The following is a 19,078-nucleotide window of genomic DNA, read 5'->3' on the forward strand; positions in this document are numbered from 1 at the left end:
GCGTGGGGCGAGGCCGGGCGGAGTGCCGGCCGGTCGGGCTTCGCCCCGGTCATCGGGGCAGTTCCTCGATCCACCGGTGGACCGCGCGGGCCGTGGTCCCGGCGTGCTCGGCCATCATGGTGAAGTGGTTGCCCGGTACGTCGACGATGTCGCGGGCCGCCTTCCACGAGCTGCGCCAGTCGCGGCCGTCGCCGGGCTCGCGCAGCGGTTCCGAGGCACGCAGCAGGAGCGTGGGAATGCGGGCGTCGGGGCGCGGGGCCTCCCAGAACAGACGGCCGTACCAGGTCATCGCGGTGAGACGGCTGTCGTCCATGGGCACGAACTGCTCGACCCGGTCGAAGACTCCTTCGGAGAGCTCGGCGCTCCAGTCGGCCATCTGCGGGTCGTCCAGCCGGTAGACGTCCGCCAGCACCAATCCGGCGGGCGGCGCGCCGAGTTCGGCCAGGCGCGCCGCCAGTCGGTGGGCGAGGATCGCGCCGCCGGAGTGTCCGAAGAGCACGACCGGCGTGCCCTGGGCATGGGCGATGATGCCCTGCGCCTGCCAGTCCAGCGCGATCTCGGGGGTCGCGGGCAACAGCTCGCCGCGGCCGTAGCCGAGGACGGGCACCGCGGCCGTGCGGCGTGCGCCGCGCAGTGGCGCGGCCAGCCGGACGAACTCCTGGGGGCCGCCGCCCGCCGTCAGGCCGCTGACGCAGACCAGCAGCTCGGACGCCGGGCCGTCGGCCAGGGTGGTGAGCTCCGCCGGTCCGCCCGCCTGGGCGACATCGTCGGCCGTGGGCCGGAACTTCGCGGTTTCGCCGACCAGTTCGAGGAACTCCTTGATCCGCCCGGTGCCCACGGCCTCCCGGTAGAGGGAGTCCAGCAGGCCGACCGGGTTCCGGTCGGTGGGCGAGATGCCGAGCGTGACGGCGGGTACCGCGCCGCCCGGGGTGCCGCCGCCGGCGTCCGTGGCGGCGGCGAGATGGCGGGCGAGGGCTGCGGGTGTGGGGTGCTCGAAGACGACGGTGCCGGGCAGCGACAGGCCCGTCGCCCGTTCCAGGGCGCCGCGGATCTCCAGCGCGGCGAGCGAGTCGACGCCGAGTTCCAGGAACTGCCGGTCGGGGGCGACGGACGCGGCGTCGGTGTGCCCGAGCACCGTGGCGGCCGTCCCGCGGACGAGGTCGAGCGCCTCCCCGTGCCGGTCCGGACCGGTGAGGCCGGGGATCGCGCCCGCTTCCGGTGCCGGGTCGCGCACGGCGGCGGACAGGGCCCGGACCTGCGGGAGTTCATCGAAGAGCGGACGGTGCCGGGCCAGGGTGTAGGCGGGGTGGAAACGTTCCCAGTCCACGTCGGCGACGACGGCGCAGGGTGCCGGAGCGGCCACGGCCTCGCACAGGGCGGACCAGACCGTGCCGGGGTCCACGGGGCGCAGACCGTGTCGCCGCGCGGGCGTGTCCTCCTCTCCCGTCGCCCACGGCCCCCAGGAGACGGAGGTCGCCGGCAGGCCGAGGGAATGCCGGTGCGCGGCGAGCGCGTCCGTCCGGGCGCACTCGGCGGACCGTACGGCTGCTCCGGTGCCGCCCCAGACGCCGGTCACCGAGGAGATGAGGACGAACGCCTCCAGACCGGTGGCCAGTTCGCGGGTCGCCTCGTGCAGCACCTGGACGCCGTCGGCCGCGGTCGCCGCGCGCAGGTCGCCGGGGCTCAGCTCCGTCCAGGGGGTGTCCTCGCCCGCGCCCGCCGCGTGGAACACGGCGGTGAGGGGACGGTCGGCGGGGATCGCCGCCAGCGCCTCGGTGACGGCGGCCCGGTCGGTGACGTCCGCGGCGGCGAAGGTGACGCCGACGGGCAGGCTCTCGGCGAACTCGCGGGCACCCGGCGCTTCGGCCCCCCGGCGGCCGAGCAGCACCAGGTGTTCGGCTCCGTTCGCGGCGAGCGCCGAGGCGAGCGCCCGGCCCCGGCGGCCGGTACCGCCAACGACCAGCACGGTGCCCGAGGGCCGCCAGGGCTCGGCGACGGCCAGCGCGGCGGGGACGATCCTGCGGGCCATGACGGTGGCGCGCAGGGCGATCTGGTCCTCGCCCGCGCCGCCGGCGGCGAGCAGCGCCGCCAGCCGCGCCGCGGTCCTCCGGTCGGGGCGCGCGGGAAGGTCCACCAGGCCGCCCCAGCGGTGCGGGGCCTCCAGCCCCAGGGTGCGGCCCAGTCCCCAGACGGCGGCGCGCGCGGGGACGGCGGGCGGGTCGGCCGGGCCGGTGGCGACCGCGCCCGTGGTCAGGCACCACAGGGGCGCGTCGGCCGCCAGGTCGCCGAGTGCCTGGGCGAGGGCGAGGACGTCACCGGGCTCCTCCGCCAGGCAGAGCACTCCGGTGACCGCCGGCCCGTCGTCGTACGCGCGCCGCAGTGCCTCGGCGCAGTCCTCCCGGCCGCCACTGGTGTCGGGGACTTCGGTCACGCGCATGCCCTGCTCGCGCAGCAGCGCGAGCAGGCCGGCGGCGTTCTCGTCCCCGGCGGTCACCGCGAGCCAGGTGCCGTGCGGCACCGCCTGCTCCGGTTCGGGCAGAGGACGCCAGATCACCTGGTAGCGGCCTGCGGGCGCGCCGTCCGGTGCCGCGGCGGGGTACGGCTCGGGCCAGTAGCGGGACCGCTGGAAGGCGTACGTCGGAAGGTCCGGGCGGGGCCCGGTGACGGGTCCGAGGAGCGCGTCCCAGCCGATGGGGACTCCGGCCGTGTGCAGCCGGGCGACGGCGGTGAGCAACGCGGCGGGCTCCTGCCCGCCGGAGCGCTGGAGCGCCACGCAGAGAGTGCCGGTGGTGGTGTCGAGGGAGCGGGCGCGCTCCAGGGTCCGCTCCAGCGGGACGGTGAGCGCGGCGCCGGGCCCGATCTCGGCGAAGCGGGTCACGCCCTGGCCGAGAAGGGTGTCGACGGCGTCGGCGAAGCGAACGGTGGCGCGTATCTGGCGCACCCAGTACTCCGGGGTGGACATCGCGCCGTCGTCGGGGAGCCCGGTGACCGTGGACACCAGCGGGATGCGGGCGGGGCGGTACTCCAGGGACGCGGCCACGGCGGCGAAGCCGTCCAGCACGGGGTCCATGCGCGGGGAGTGGAACGCGTGGGAGACGTCCAGGTCGCGGACCGTACGGCCGGTCAGCCGGACCTCCTCGGCCAGTTCCGCCAGGGCGTCGGCGTCGCCGGAGAGAACGACGTCCTCCGGGCTGTTGACGGCGGCGACCGCCGCGCGGGTCTCGTAGCCGCTCAGCGCGGCGACCGCCTCGGCCTCGGTCATCCGCACGGACATCATCGCGCCGCCCTCGGGCAGCGCCCCCATGAGCCGTCCCCGGGCGGCCACCAGGGTGCAGGCGTCGGCGAGCGAGAGGACCCCGGCGGCGTGCGCGGCGGCGAGTTCGCCCACGGAGTGCCCGGCCAGCCGGTCGGGGGTCACGCTCCAGGACTCCAGCAGCCGGAAGAGCGCGACCTCGAAGGCGAAGAGGCCGAGTTGTGTCCAGGCGGTGCGGCCCAGCGCGTCGGCGTCGTGGAGGACGACCTCGCGCAGCGGGCGGTCCAGCTCCGGGTCGAGGTGGGCGCAGACCGCGTCGAAGGCGTCGGCGAACACCGGGTAGGTCTCGTACAGTTCGCGGCCCATGCCGACGCGCTGCGCGCCCTGGCCGGAGAAGACGAGGGCGAGGTCGCCGCGGACGGCCACGCCACGGACGATCCCGGCTCCGGCTCCAGTGCCGGTGCCGGTGCCGGTCGCCCCGGCGAGCCCGGCGAGCCCTCGGCGGAGCCCTTCGGCGTCGGGTGCCAGCACGACGGCACGGTGTTCCAGGACGGCCCTGGCCGTGGCCAGCTGACGGGCGGCGGCACGCGGGTCGAGCGCCGCGCCGGTGCGGTCGAGGTGCGAGCGGAGCCGGTCGGCCTGGGCCCGCAGAGCGGCCTCGGACCGGCCGGAGACCGGCCAGAGCAGGAGCGGGGCGGCGGGGGCCGGCTCGTCGGCGGGCGGCGGTGCGGTCTCGGGAACGGGCACGGGCACGGGCACGGGCACGGGCACGGGCACGGGCACGGGCACGGGCTCCTGCGGAGCCTCCTCGATGAGGACGTGGGCGTTGGTGCCGCTGATCCCGAACGAGGACACGCCCGCTCTGCGGGCACGGCCCGTCACCGGCCAGGGCCGGTCCTCGGTGAGCAGCTCGACCGCGCCGGCCGACCAGTCCACCTCCGGCGTCGGCTCGTCCACGTGCAGTGTCCTGGGCAGCACGCCCCGGCGGATCGCCTCGACGGTCTTGATGACGCCCGCCATGCCCGAAGCAGCCTGGGTGTGGCCGATGTTGGACTTCACCGATCCCAGGTAGAGGGGTTCCTCGCGGTTCTGACCGTAGGTGGCCAGGAGCGCCTGCGCCTCGATCGGGTCACCGAGCCTGGTGCCCGTGCCGTGCGCCTCGACCGCGTCGACCTCGTCGGCCTCCAGACCGGCGGCGGCCAGCGCGGCGCGGATCACCCGCTGCTGCGCGGGGCCGTTCGGCGCGGTCAGACCGTTGGACGCACCGTCCTGGTTGACGGCCGAGCCGCGCAGCACCCCGAGCACCCGGTGCCCGTTGCGGCGCGCGTCCGAGAGGCGCTCCAGCAGCACCATGCCCACGCCCTCGCCCCAGCCCGTGCCGTCGGCGGCGGCGGCGAAGGAGCGGCAGCGGCCGTCGGAGGCGAGGCCGCCCTGACGGCCGAACTCGGCGAACACGACGGGCGAGTGCATCACGGTGACACCGCCCGCGAGCGCCATGGAGCACTCGCCGTTGCGCAGCGACTGCGCCGCCAGGTGCAGGGCCACCAGGGACGAGGAGCACGCCGTGTCGACGGTGACCGCCGGACCCTCCAGGCCGAAGAGGTAGGAGATGCGGCCGGACAGCACACTGTTGGAGGAGCCGGTCATGACATGGCTCTCGGAGCCCTCCGGGAGGACGCCGGCCATGGCGTAGCCCCCGGCGGAGGCTCCGACGAAGACGCCGGTGCGCGTGCCCCGTACGGCGGTCGGCGCGATGCCTCCGCGTTCCAGCAGCTCCCAGGCGCTCTCCAGCAGCAGCCGCTGGTGGGGGTCCATGGCGACGGCCTCGCGGGGCGAGATGCCGAACAGGTCGGCGTCGAACTCCGTCGCGTCGTGCAGGAATCCGCCCTCGGCGGTGAAATCGCCCGTGTCGGACAGGTCCCAGCCCCGGTCCGCGGGGAACGGCGACATGGCGTCGGTCCCGGCCGCGACCACCTCCCAGAGGTTCTCCGGAGAGTCGGCGCCGCCGGGGTAGCGGCAGCTCATGGAGACGATGACGACCGGGTCGTCCACCTCGGCCCGTGCGGCGGGGGGTGTGGGCCCCGCCGTGGCGGCCGGCTCCGCGACGCCGAGCAGAGCGAGGAGTTCGGCGGCGGCCGCGCGGGCGGTGGGGTGGTCGAAGACCAGGGTGCCCGGGAGCCGGAGACCGGTGGCCCCGGCCAGGCCGTCGCGGACCCGGAGCGCGGTCAGCGAGTCGATGCCCAGCTCGGTGAAGACCCGGTCGGGGTCGACGGCCCGGGGACCGGCGTGGCCGAGCACGGTGGCGACCACGGTGCGCACCAGGTCGAGCAGGAGACGGTTCCGGTCGGCGGCGTCGGCCGCCTTGAGCCCGGCGCGCAGCTCGTGGCCCTCGACGCCGTCGTCGGTCCCGGCCGTGGCCCGGGACGCGTCGGGCCGCTCGGTGGCCGTCCGCGGCAGGTCGCCCACCAGCGGGCTGGGCCGGCGGGCGGTGAACGTGGGGACGAAGCGGTCCCAGTCGACATCGGCGAACACGCCGGTGGCGCGGCCGGAGTCGACGGCGGAGGCGAGGGCGGCCAGGCACAGCTCCGGCGGCATGGGGGCGATGCCCCGGTCCCGCAGGTAGTCGCCGGCGTCCCGGTCGGCGACCATGCCGCCGCCGTCCCAGGCTCCCCAGGCCACGGCGGTGGCCGCCCGGCCGAGTGCCCGGCGGTGCTCGGCGAGCGCGTCGAGGCGGGCGTTGGCGGCGGCGTACGCGGCCTGCCCTCCCCCGCCCCAGATGCCGGCGATCGAGGAGAACAGCACGAAGAGGTCGGCCCGGTCGCCCAGCAGGGCGTCCAGGTGGACCGCGCCGAGCACCTTGGCGCGGGCGTCCTCGGCGATCCCGGCCGGTGAGGTGGCGGCCAGCGGCACGGTGGTCGAGACGCCCGCGGTGTGGACGACGCCAGTCACCGGGTGGCGTTCCAGCAGGGCGGCGAGTGCCGCACGGTCCGTGACGTCGCAAGCGGCGACGGTCGCGGTCGCTCCGAGCCCGGCCAGTTCGGCGAGCAGTTCGCCGACGCCGTGGGCCTCGGGGCCCGACCGGCTGACGAGGAGCAGGTCGGTGACGCCGCGCCGGGCGAGCCAGCGGGCGACCTCGCGGCCGAGCGCGCCGGTGCCGCCGGTGACCAGAACCGGGCCGCCGGGGGTCCACGGGGCCGTGACGGGGTCCGGCGCGGCGCGCCGTACCCGGCGGGCGAAGACTCCGGAGGGCCGTACGGCCAACTGGTCCTCGTCCTCTGCGGCGCCCGCCAGGAGCGCGCCGAGCCGGGCGGCGGAGCGGGTGTCCGCGATCTCGCTCAGGTCGATCAGTCCGCCCCACCGCTCGGGGTGCTCCAGCGCGGCGACCCGGCCCAGACCCCACAGCATGGCCCGGTCGCCGTTCACCGCCGCGTCGAAGCGGCCCACGGTGACCGCGCCGCGGGTGAGGCACCACAGGGGTGCGCCGATCCCGGCGTCGCCGAGCGCCTGCAGCAGGGTGACGGTGTCGCCGGTGCCGGCGGCGAGGACCTCGTCGCCGGGGTGCGACCGGTCGGCGAGCGCCAGCAGGGAGACGACCCCCGTGAACCCGTCCGGATCGGGCAGCCGCGTGAGCGCGGCCGTCAGTTCGTCCCGTCCGGCACCGGCGGGGACGAGGACCTCGGTGACATCGGCGTGGGCCAGTGCGGTGCGTACGGCCTCCGTGTCCGTCTCCCCGCCGGTCCGCGGGAGGGCGAGCACCCATCGTCCCGTGGGCGCGGTGGACGGCAGGCCGACCAGGGGACGCCAGGTCACCTCGTAGCGCCGGGAGTCCACGGCGGACTCCTGGCGGCGTGTCCGCCGCCAGCCGGCGAGCGCGGGCATCACCTGGTCGAGGCCCGGTGCGTCGATCCCCAGGGCTCTGGCGACGGCGGTGGTGTCACCGCGTTCGACGTCGTCCCAGAACGCCTGCTCGGCCCGGTCGGTTCCGCCGGGGCCGTCGGCGGGGGCGGCGGCGGGGTGCTCGGCGCGGGCGGGCCAGTAGCGGTCGCGGTCGAAGGCGTAGGTGGGCAGATCGACCGGGCGGCCCCCGAGGAGGAGGTGTTCCCAGTCGACCGCGGCACCGCGTACATGGGCTTCCGCGAGCGCGGTGAGCCAGCGTTCACGGCCGCCCTCGCCGCGCCGCAGGGTGCTCAGGACGGCGGCGGGGAGGTCCGTGTCGTCCAGGGTCTCCCTCAGGCCCACGGTGAGCACCGGGTGGGGGCTGACCTCGATCAGCAGCCGGTGCCCGTCGTTCAGCAGGGCGCGGGTGGCGTCCTCGAAGCGGACGGTGGCGCGCAGGTTGTCGTACCAGTACTCGGCCCCCAGGGCGGAGGTGTCGATCCGGCCGCCGGTGAGCGCCGAGTAGAACGGCACGGCGGAGGGCACCGGGTCCACGCCCCCGAGGTCGGCCAGGAGCCGTGTCCTCAGCCGCTCCACATGCACCGAGTGCGACGCGTAGTCCACCGGCACGCGGCGTGCCCGGATCCCGGCCGCCGCGCAGTGGGCGATCAGTTCCTCCAGCCCCGCCACATCGCCCGAGACGACCGTCGAGCCGGGACCGTTGACCGCCGCGACGGAGAGCCCTTCCCAACGGCCGGCCAGTTCCCGCGCCGCTTCACGGGAAACAGCCAGCGACACCATTCCTCCGAACCCGGCCAGCTCATCGGCGATGGCACGCGCCCGCAGCGCCACCACCCTGGCCCCGTCCTCCGTCGAGAGCGCCCCCGCGACCACCGCGGCGGCGATCTCTCCCTGCGAATGCCCCACCACGGCGGACGGGAGGACACCCGCCGAAGCCCACAGCTCGGCCAGCGACACCATCACCGCCCACAGCACCGGCTGCACGACCTCGACCCGCTCCGGGTCGGCTCCCCGGCCCCGCACCACATCCAGCAGCGAGAAGTCGGTGAACGGCTCCAGCGCCCGATGGCACTGCTCCATCCGCGCGGCGAACACCGGCTCCGCGTCGAGCAGTTCAGCGGCCATCCCCGCCCACTGGGACCCCTGTCCCGGGAAGACGAACACCGTGCCGCCCCGTACGGCGCCGCCGCGCACCACACCGGCCGCCTCCTCGTCGGCGGCCAGCGCCCGCAGCTGGGCCGCGTGGTCGGGACCCAGCAGCACCGCGCGCTGATCCAGCACGGCGCGCCCGGTCGCCAGCGACCAGCCCACGTCCGCGGGATCGGCACCACCGGCCGACAGCAGACGCTCCGCCTGCCCCCGCAGCGCGTCCCCGCTCCGGCCCGACAGCACCCATGGCACCATTTCACCGGCGTACGACGGTTCCTCCGGCTCGACGCCGGTCGCGACGCCGGTCTCGCCGACGAGCGCGCCGACGACCGCGCCGGCGGCCTGTGGCGCGGCCTCCAGAATCACGTGCGCGTTGGTGCCGCTCATCCCGAACGAGGACACGCCCGCCCGGCGCGGCCGGTCCGTCTCGGGCCACCGCCGCGCGTCGGTCAGCAGCTCCACAGCCCCCGCCGACCAGTCCACCTGCGAGGACGGCTCTCGTACGTGCAAGGTGGCGGGCAGCACCCCGTGCCGCAGCGCCTCCACCATCTTGATGACGCCCGCGACACCCGCGGCCGCCTGGGTGTGCCCGATGTTCGACTTCAACGACCCCAGGTAGAGGGGCTCTTCACGGTCCTGTCCGTACGTCGCCAGCAGCGCCCGCGCCTCGATCGGGTCACCGAGCCTGGTACCCGTGCCGTGCGCCTCCACGGCGTCCACGTCGGCGGCGGTCAGCCGCGCGTCGGCCAGCGCCGCCCGGATCACCCGCTCCTGCGACGGTCCGTTGGGCGCGGTGAGGCCGTTGGAGGCTCCGTCCTGGTTGACGGCGCTGCCCCGCACCACCGCCAGTACGCGGTGTCCGTTGCGCTCCGCGTCCGAGAGCCGCTCCAGCAGGAGCAGGCCGACGCCCTCTCCCCAGCCGGTGCCGTCGGCGTCGGCGGAGAAGGCCTTGCAGCGGCCGTCGGGCGAGAGCGCGCCCTGGGTGCTGAACTCGATGAAAGTGCCGGGCAGCGGCATCGCGGTGACACCGCCGGCCAGGGCCATCGAGCACTCCCCCGCCCGCAGGGACCGGGCGGCGAGATGCAGCGCCACCAGGGACGAGGAGCAGGCGGTGTCCACGCTGAGGGCGGGTCCGCGCAGACCGAACGTGTAGGAGATCCGGCCGGAGAGAACACTGGCGGAGTTGCCGGTGCCCAGGTGTCCCTCGGTGGCGGCCTCGGAGCCGAGCAGCAGCGCCAGGTAGTCCTGGCCGTTGGTGCCCGCGAACACTCCGGTCTCGCTCTGGCGCACCGAGGTGGGGTCGATGCCCGCACGTTCGAACGCCTCCCAGGCGGTCTCCAGCAGCATCCGCTGCTGCGGGTCCATGGAGAGGGCCTCGTGCGGGGAGATGCCGAACAGGCCCGCGTCGAAGGCGGCGATGTCGTCGAGGAAACCGCCCGAGCGGGTGCGTGAGGGGCCGTCGTGGCCGAGCAGGGAGTCGAGGTCCCAGCCTCGGTCGGCGGGGAAGTCGCCCATCGCGTCGACGCCGTCCCGCACCAGACGCCACAGCGCCTCGGGCGAGTCGACTCCGCCGGGGAAGCGGCAGGACATGCCGATGATGGCGATGGGTTCGTCGTCCGCCGCCCGGCGTCCGTCCTCGGCGGAGGGCGCGCCGGGGGCGGCCGCTTCCTCGGACAGCAGGGTGAGCAGGTGTTCGGCGAGCGCGCCGGGGGTCGGGAAGTCGAAGACGAGGCCGGCGTGCAGGGTCAGCCCGGTCCGGGACGCCAGGAGGTTGCGCAGCTCCAGGGCCGTGAGGGAGTCGAAGCCCATGTCGTGGAAGGCGCGTTCGCGGTCCACGTCCGTGGGCGAACCGTGGCCGAGGACGCCTGCGACGGTCTCCAGGACGAGGTGCTCCACGTCGCGGGCCCGCTCGGCGGCGTCCGCGCCCGGCGCGGCGAGTGCGACGGGACCGGCGGCCGGGGCTCCCCGGACGACCGGGACGGCCTCGGGGAGTTCCGTGAACAGCTTGCTCGGCCGTACCGCGGTGAAGCCCGGAACAAATCGTTCCCAGTCGATGTCGGCGACGACCAGCGCGCCGTCCCTCTCGGTCAGAGCGGTGGCCAGTGCCTCCAGTGCCCGGCCCTCCTCCATGGCGGGCAGCCCGCCGCGCGCCAAGCGGGCGGCGGCGGCCGGTTCGGCTGCCATGCCGGCTCCGGCCCAGGCCCCCCAGGCGAGGGCGGTGCCGGGCACGCCACGGGCACGGCGGCGTTCCACCAGGGCGTCCAGGTGCGCGTTGGCGGCCGCGTAGGGGCCCTGTCCGGCACTGCCGATGACGCCCGCGACCGAGGAGAAGACGACGAAGTCGGTCAGCTCGCCGGTGAGTTCGTCCAGTATGTCGGCGGAGTGGGCCTTGGCGTCGAGGACCGCGGCGAGCCGCTCCGGTGTCAGCGCGTCGAGCACTCCGTCGTCGACGATCCCCGCGGCGTGTACGACGGCGGTCACGGAATGGCGCTCCAGCAGCTCGGCCACCGCGCCGCGGTCGCTCAGGTCGCAGGAGACGACGACGGCGTCGCAGCCACGCTCCGAAAGGTCGGCGACCAGCTCGGACGCACCGGGGGCGGCGGGGCCGCGCCGGCTCGCCACGACGAGGCGGGTGGCACCGCGCTCGGCCAGCAGCCGGGCGACCTTGCCGCCCAGCGCGCCGGTGCCGCCGGTGACCAGGACCGGACCGTCGGCGTACCACTCGGCGGGCCGCGTCCGCCCGGCCGCGCCGGTGGGTGCGCGCCGCAGCCGGCGGGCGTGGAGGCCCGTCGGCCGGATGGCCGCCTGGTCCTCGCCCGATTCTCCGGCCAGCAGCTGGACCAGTCGGTCGGCCGCACGCCGGTCGAGGTGGTCCGGCACATCGACCAGACCGCCCCAGCGGTCGGGGTGTTCGAGGGCGGCGACCCGGCCGAGGCCCCACAGCTGGGCCGCTGACGGGTCGCACACGTCACCGGGTGCCACCGCGACCGCTCCGGAGGTGAGGCACCACAGCGGTGCGGCGAGTCCGGCGTCGCCCTGGGCCTGGACGAGCCGCAGCAGCTCCGCTGCGGTGTCCACTCGGGCGAGGACACCGGCGACGGGACGGTCACGCTCGGCGGCGGCCGAGGCCAGCCCGGCCATCGCGTCCGCGCACTCCGCGCGGTCCGCGCCGAGTTGCACCGTCTCGACGATGTCGGCCCCCGCGCCGCGCAGGCCGTCCACGACCCCGCCGGGCATCTCGCCACCGGTGACCAGGAGCCAGGTGCCGGTCAGCCGTGCCTGCCGGGCGGTGACCGGGCTCCAGCCGGCGCGGTAGCGCCAGGCGTCGGTGGTGGCCTTGTGGCGGCTCCGCTCCCGCCAGGCGGCGAGAGCGGGCAGGACGGCACCGAGGCCGTCGCGCTGCTCGTCGTCCAGGCACAGCGCTCCGGCGACGGCAGCGGCGTCGGTCGAGTCCACGGCCGCCCAGAACTCCCGCTCGGCCGGGTTCTCCCCGGCGACGGGGCGGGGGGCGGCCACCGGCGTGGGCCAGTACCGCTGACGGGCGAAGGGGTACGTGGGCAGCGCGACGCGGGTGCCCTTGAAGGGGGCGAGATAGCTGGGCCAGTCCACGGGGACGCCCCGGGTGTGCAGGCGGGCGAGACCGCGGGCGATCGTGTCGGCCTCGGGTCGGTCCGGGCGCAGTGCGGGGACGGCCGTCAGGCTGTCGGTCTGTTCCTGGGCCAGCGCGGAGAGCACTCCGTCGGGCCCCAGTTCGAGAGCTGTCCGTACGCCGGTGAGTGCGGCGAGGGCGTCGGCGAAGCGGACGGGTTCGCGTATCTGCCCCACCCAGTAGGCAGGGGTGGCGATGTCACCGGGCGCGGTGGCGCGGACGGGGATTCGCGGAACGTGGTACGTCAACGACTCCGCCACCGCCGCGAACTCGGGCAGCATCGGCTCCATCAAACGCGAGTGGAACGCGTGCGAGACCGCCAGCCGCTTCACCCGCACACCCTCACCGCGCAACCGCTCCTCCAGTACGGCGATCGCCTCCACCGCACCCGACACCGTCACCGAAGCGGGCCCATTCACCGCGGCAAGGTCCACGCCCTCGGGCAGGTGCAACTCCCCCTCGGCCATCTCCACGGCCAGCATCGCGCCACCCTCGGGCAGCGCGTCCATCAACCGACCGCGCGCCGAGACCAGAACACAGGCATCCTCCAGCGACAACACCCCCGCACAATGCGCAGCCGCCAGCTCACCAATGGAGTGCCCCACCAGCACGTCCGGGGTCACACCCCAGGACTCCACCAGCCGGAACAGCGCCACCTCCAACGCGAACAGAGCAGGCTGCGCATACGCGGTCCGCCCCAGCAAACCCGCGTCCTCGCCGAACACCACCTCACGCAGCGGACGCCCGAGATCCACCCGAGCACACACCGCGTCGAACGCATCCGCGAACGCCGGGAACACCCCGTACAACTCCCGGCCCATCCCCAACCGCTGCGACCCCTGACCCGAGAACAACAGCGCCAAGCCGCCATGCACGACCTTGTCACGCACCGCGTCCTGGGTGTGCTCGCCGAAGGCGAGGGCCGTCAGCGCGGCCGGGTGGGGGGCGAAGACCACGGCGCGGTGCGCCAGTTCGGCACGGGTGGTGGTCAGGGAGTGCGCCAGGTCGGCGGGGTCCGCGTCCACTCCGGCGAGCAGGGCGGCCTGCTGGGCGAGTGCGTCCGGCGTGGCGCCGGACAGCGGGAGGGGCAGGGGGATGTCCGGGCGCTCGCCTCGTGCGTCGTCGGGCGTCTTCGCGGTTTCCGGGGCCTGTTCCAGGATGGTGTGCGCGTTGGTGCCGCTGATCCCGAAGGAGGAGACGCCGGCCCGGCGCGGACGGGCCGTCTGCGGCCAGGTGCGGTTCTCGGTGAGCAGTTCCACCGATCCGGACGACCAGTCGACCTCCGGGGTCGGCTCGTCCACGTGCAGCGTCGCCGGGAGGATCCCGTGCCGCAGCGCCATGACGGCCTTGATCACGCCCACGACACCGGCGGCGGCCTGGGTGTGTCCGATGTTGGACTTCACCGATCCGAGGTAGAGGGGTTCCGAGCGGTCCTTGCCGTACGTGGCGAGCAGCGCCTCCGCCTCGATCGGGTCGCCGAGGCGCGTGCCCGTGCCGTGCGCCTCCACCAGATCGACGTCGGTCGCCTCCAGTCCGGCCGAGGCGAGCGCGGCGCGGATGACCCGCTGCTGCGATGGGCCGTTCGGTGCCGTCAATCCGTTGGAAGCACCGTCGGAGTTGACGGCGCTGCCGCGGACGACGGCCAGGACCTCGTGCCCGAGTCTGCGGGCGTCGGAGAGCCGCTCGACGAGCAGCACGCCGACGCCCTCGCCCCATCCCGCGCCGTCGGCGGAGGCGGAGAAGGCCTTGCAGCGGCCGTCGGCCGCCTGGCCGCGCTGCTTGCTGAACTCGGCGAAGACGCCCGGGGTGGAGAGCACGGTGACTCCGCCGACCAGGGCGAGGTCGCTCTCCCGGTACCGCAGCGACTGGCAGGCCAGGTGCAGGGCGACCAGGGACGAGGAGCAGGCGGTGTCGACGGTGACCGCCGGGCCCTCAAGCCCGAAGGCGTAGGCGACCCGGCCGGACAGCACGCTGGGGGAACCGCCGGTGACCAGGTAGCCTTCGCCGGCCACGGGGTCGCTCGCCAGCACGGTCAGATAGTCCTGGCCGCCGGTGCCCGCGTACACCGCCGTGCGTGAACCGGTCAGCGACCGGGGGTGGATGCCCGCGCGCTCCAGCGCCTCCCAGGAGGCTTCGAGGAGCAGTCGCTGCTGCGGGTCCATGGCCAGCGCCTCGCGTGGCGAGATGCCGAACAGCTCGGCGTCGAACTCGGCGGCGTCGGGGAGGAAACCGCCCGTCTGCGGGTAGTCGCCATGGGGCGCGTCGAGGTCCCAGCCGCGATCGGCGGGGAAGGGGCCCATCGCGTCGGTGCCGGACTCGACCAGCTTCCACAGGTCTTCCGGGGAGCGGACGCCGCCGGGGAAGCGGCAGGACATGCCGACGATGACGATCGGATCGTCCGCGGCGGGGGCGCCGGCGGGGGCGGGTGCCGCCGGAGCGGCGGCCTCGGGATCGCCGTCGGCGCTCGCGCCGGTGATCTCGGTGGCCAGGAAGCGGGCGAGGGCCAGGGGGCTGGGGTGGTCGAAGACGACGGTCGCGGAGATGCGCAGACCGGTGGTGAAGGTGAGGCGGTTGCGGAGCTCGACGGCACCCGCCGAGGTGAGGCCGAGTTCGCCGAGCGCACGGCCCGGCTCCACCTCGGAGCCCGACTCGTAGCCGAGTACCAGTGCCACCTGGTCACGGACCAGTTCGAGCAGGAACCGGTTGCGCTCCGCCTCCGAGGCCCCCGCCAGCCGCTGGGCCGGCGACAGGCTCTCCTGGTCGGCGGCGGGGTCCTGGGCAGGGCTCTGCCGGGCGGTCTGCCGGAGTGTGCGCACGTCGGGGAGTTCGTCGAGCAGGCGGCTGGGGTGTGTGGCGGTGAAGAACCAGGAGAAGACCTCCCAGCGGATGTCGGCGAGGGCGAGCGCGGTCTCGTCGCGCTCCAGTGCGGCCCGGAGCCCCGCCAGGGCGAGTTCGGGCTCCATCCGGAAGATGCCGTGGCGCTCCAGGACGTCGCCGAAGCCGCCTTCCGCCATCCCGCCGCCCGCCCACGAGCCCCAGGCCACCGAGGTCGCGACCAGGCCCCGGGAGCGGCGGTACTGCGCGAAGGCGTCCAGGAAGGCGTTGCCGGGGGCGTAGTTGCCCTCTCCGGCCGAGCCGAAGACGCCGGCGAGCGAGGAGAAGAGGACGAACGCCGACAGGTCCAGGTCGGCGGTGACCCGGTGCAGGTTGAGGGCGCCGGCGGCCTTGGCCCGCAGCGCGGTCTCGACGCGGTCCGGTGTGAGCGAGTCCACGATGCTCGAGTCGACGACGCCGGCGGCGTGGAAGACGGCGGTCAGCGGCCGATCGGCGGGCAGGTCCGCGAGGACGGCGGTCAGCGCGTCGTGGTCGGCCGCGTCCACCGCGGCGACGGTGACCTCGGTTCCCGACTCGCGCAGTTCGGCGGCGAGTTCCGCCGCGCCGGGGGCCTCGGGGCCGCGCCGGCTGAGCAGCAGCAGGTGTTCCGCGCCCGAGGCGGCGAGCCACCGGGCGACGTGTGCGCCGACACCGCCGGTGCCGCCGGTGACGAGCACGGTGCCGGACGGCTGCCACACCCGGCGGGGCGGGGCGGGCTCGGCACGGCGCAGGCGGGGTACGAAGACCCCGGTGGCGCGTATCGCCGCCTGGTCCTCGTCGGTGCCGGCGAGGACGGCGGCGAGCCGGCCCAGCGCGCGCGGTTCGGGTTCGGCGGGCAGATCGACCAGCCCGCCCCACTGGGTGTACTCGTGGGCGGCGACCCGGCCGAGTCCCCAGGTCAGAGCCTGGTCCGGGTGGGTGACCGTGTCCCCGGGGCCGGCGGCGACGGCGCCGGAGGTGGCGCACCACAGGCGCAGTGGTTCGCCGGTGTCGTGCACGGCGTGGAGCAGGGTGATGGCTGCGGCGAAGGCGGCCGGGGTGGCGGGGTGTCCGGGGGCGTGGCCGTCGGTGAGGAAGAGCAGTGACAGTACGCCGCTCGCGCCGCGCAGCCGCTCGGCGAGGGTGCCGCGCTCGTCCTCGGGGGAGACGGGCAGGAGTTCGGGGGCGGCACCGGCCTCCGCGAGGGTCTCGGTGACGGCGGTGACCAGCGGGTGTGTTCGGTGCTCCGGCGGTACGGCCACCGCCCAGCGGCCGTCGAGCCGCCCGGCGGGGAGTTGTGCGGGGGTCCAGGCCGTCCAGTAGTGCCAGCTCTCGATCCGGCCGCGCTCGCGGTCTCGGCGGTGCCATGAGGAGAGGGCGGACAGCGCCTCCTCGAGCGGGGTCCGGCCGCTGACGTCGAGCATGCGCTGGAGGGCGGGCAGGTCCTCCTGCTCGACGGCGGACCAGAACCAGTCCTGGGAGCGGTCCACGGCGAGCGGTTCGGGTTCGACGGTGTCCAGCCAGTAGCGGCGGCGCTGGAAGGCGTAGGTGGGGAGGTCGACGCGGGTGCCGCCACGGCCGGCGTACACGGCGGCCCAGTCGACGGGGACGCCGTGCACGGCCGCCTCGGCGACGGCGGTGAGCCAGCGCCGGGTTCCGCCCTCGCCCCGGCGCAGGGTGCACAGTACGGAGGCGCGCAGTCCCAGGGCCTCGACGCTCTCGCCGATGCCCAGGCTGAGGCCGGGGTGGGGGCTGATTTCGAGGAACAGGGTGCGTCCCTCGGTCAGCAGCGCACGGGTGACCTCCTCGAACCGCACCGTGTTGCGCAAATTGCCGTACCAGTACTCAGCGTCCAGCCCCGCCGTGTCCTTCCGCTCCCCCGTCACCGTCGAGTAGAACGGCACCGCCGAGGAAACCGGCACGACCGGAGCCAGATCCTCCAGCACCCGCCCGCGGATCCGCTCCACCTGCGCACAGTGCGAGGCGTAGTCCACGGGGATACGCCGCGCCCTGACACCCTCCTCCGCGCAGTGCGCCAACAGCCCGTCGATATCAGCGACATCGCCGGAGACCACCGTGGAACCGGGCCCGTTGACCACCGCCACCGACAACCCCGGCCACCGCGCCACCAGCTCCTCCACCGCCGGGGCGGGCAGCGCCAGGGACACCATTCCTCCCCGCCCGGTCAGCGCCCGGGCGATCGCACGAGACCTGAGCGCCACCACGCGCGCCCCGTCCTCCAGCGACAGCCCGCCCGCGACGACAGCAGCCGCGATCTCGCCCTGCGAATGCCCCACCACCGCCGCAGGCACCACCCCCACCGAAGCCCACAACCTCGCCAGCGACACCATCACCGCCCACAACACCGGCTGGACGACCTCCACGCGCTCCAGCCCGGCACCATCCCCCCGCACCACCTCCAACAACGAGAAATCGGTGAACGGCCCCAACGCCCGATCACACTCCGCCATCGCCCCCGCGAACACCGGCTCCCACTCCAGCAACTCCCCCGCCATACCCACCCACTGCGAACCCTGACCAGGAAAGACGAAGACGGTGCCGCCCTGCCCCGGGTCCTGGGTGCGGGTGATCACCTCCGCGGTCTCCCGGCCCTCGGCCAGCGCGGTCAGGCCGCGGCGGAACCCGGCGTGGTCCTCGGCCAGTACCACCGCGCGGTGTTCCAGGATCGCCCGGGTGGTGGCGCAGGAGAAACCGATGTCCACGGGTGCGGGGGTGTTCCGCTCCCCGAGTTCCCGGAGGTGGCTGAGCAGCTGTCCGGCCTGGCCTCGCAGTGCCTGTGGGGTGCGCCCGGACAGGATCCAGGGCAGGACCGGGAGGGCGGGCCGTGCCGGAACACTCCCCGTCACCGGCGCGACGGCCGGCTGAGGTGCGCGGTACTCCTCCAGCACCACATGCGCGTTGGTACCACTGACCCCGAACGAGGACACCCCCGCCCGACGCGGACGCGACCCACCCGGCCACTCCCGCGCCTCCGTCAACAACTCCACCGCACCCGAAGACCAGTCCACATGCGGCGTCGGCACGTCCGCGTGCAGAGTCCGCGGCATCACCCCGTGCCGCAACGCCTGCACCATCTTGATCACACCACCCGCACCCGCCGCGGCCTGCGTATGACCAATGTTCGACTTCAACGACCCCAACCACAAAGGCCGACCCTCCGGCCGATCCTGACCGTAAGCGTTGAGCAACGCCTGCGCCTCGATCGGATCACCCAGCGTCGTACCCGTCCCATGCGCCTCCACCACGTCGATGTCGGCGGCGGTCAGCCGGGCGGCGGCGAGCGCCGCGCGGATGACGCGCTGCTGGGAGGGGCCGTTCGGCGCGGTCAGTCCGCTGGACGCGCCGTCCTGGTTGACGGCGGAGCCGCGCACCACCGCGAGCACCTCGTGCCCGTTGCGTACGGCGTCGGAGAGCCGCTCCACCAGCAGCACGCCCACACCCTCGGACCAGCCGGTGCCGTCGGCGTCCGCGGAGAAGGCCTTGCAGCGGCCGTCGGAGGCGAGTCCGCCGGACAGGGCGAAGTCGACGAAGGTGTTCGGAGTGACCATGATCGCGACGCCGCCGGCCAGTGCCAGCGAGCTCTCCCCGCTGCGCAGCGACCGCATGGCGAGGTGAAGCGCGACCAGCGACGAGGAGCAGGCGGTGTCCACGGTCAGGGCCGGGCCCTCCAGGCCCAGGGTGTAGGCGACGCGGCCGGAGACGACGCTTCCGCTGTTGCCGGTGCCCAAGTGCCCGGCGACCTCGTCCGGGACGGACATGAAGCGTGAGGCGTATTCGTTGTACATGACACCGGTGAAGACGCCGGTACGGCTCCCGCGCAGGGACAGCGGGTCGATGCCCGCGCGTTCCACGGCCTCCCAGGAGGTCTCCAGCATCAGCCGCTGCTGGGGGTCCATCGCGAGCGCCTCGTGGGGCGAGATGTTGAACAGCGACGGGTCGAAGTCGGCGACGCCGTCGAGGAAGCCCCCCTCCTGGGAGAACTCCACCTCCGCGGCGATGCCGGTGGTGAAGGGGGTCATGTCCCAGCCGCGGTCGGCGGGGAAGTCGCCCATCGCGTCGGCGCCGTCCCGCACCAGTCGCCACAGCGCCTCGGGGGAGTCCACTCCGCCGGGGAACCGGCAGGACATGCCGATGATGGCGATCGGCTCGTGCTCGGTGGTCTCCGCGGCACGGAGCCGCTGGCGCACCGAGGCGAGGTCCGTGGTGACCCTCTTCAGGTAGTCCCGCAGCTTGTCCTCGGTGGACACGGCACGTGC

The 19,078-nt window shown here is 74.9% G+C and carries 1 pseudogene; it reads right to left on the reverse strand.

Annotated elements, in window-relative coordinates:
* Window positions 1–82: 82 nt before the first annotated feature.
* Window positions 83–19,069 (reverse strand): annotated as a pseudogene (locus ABD371_RS19155) (type I polyketide synthase); the annotation flags it as partial.
* Window positions 19,070–19,078: the final 9 nt, after the last annotated feature.

The sequence above is a fragment of the Streptomyces amakusaensis genome (assembly GCF_039532665.1).
Taxonomy (GTDB): domain Bacteria; phylum Actinomycetota; class Actinomycetes; order Streptomycetales; family Streptomycetaceae; genus Streptomyces; species Streptomyces amakusaensis.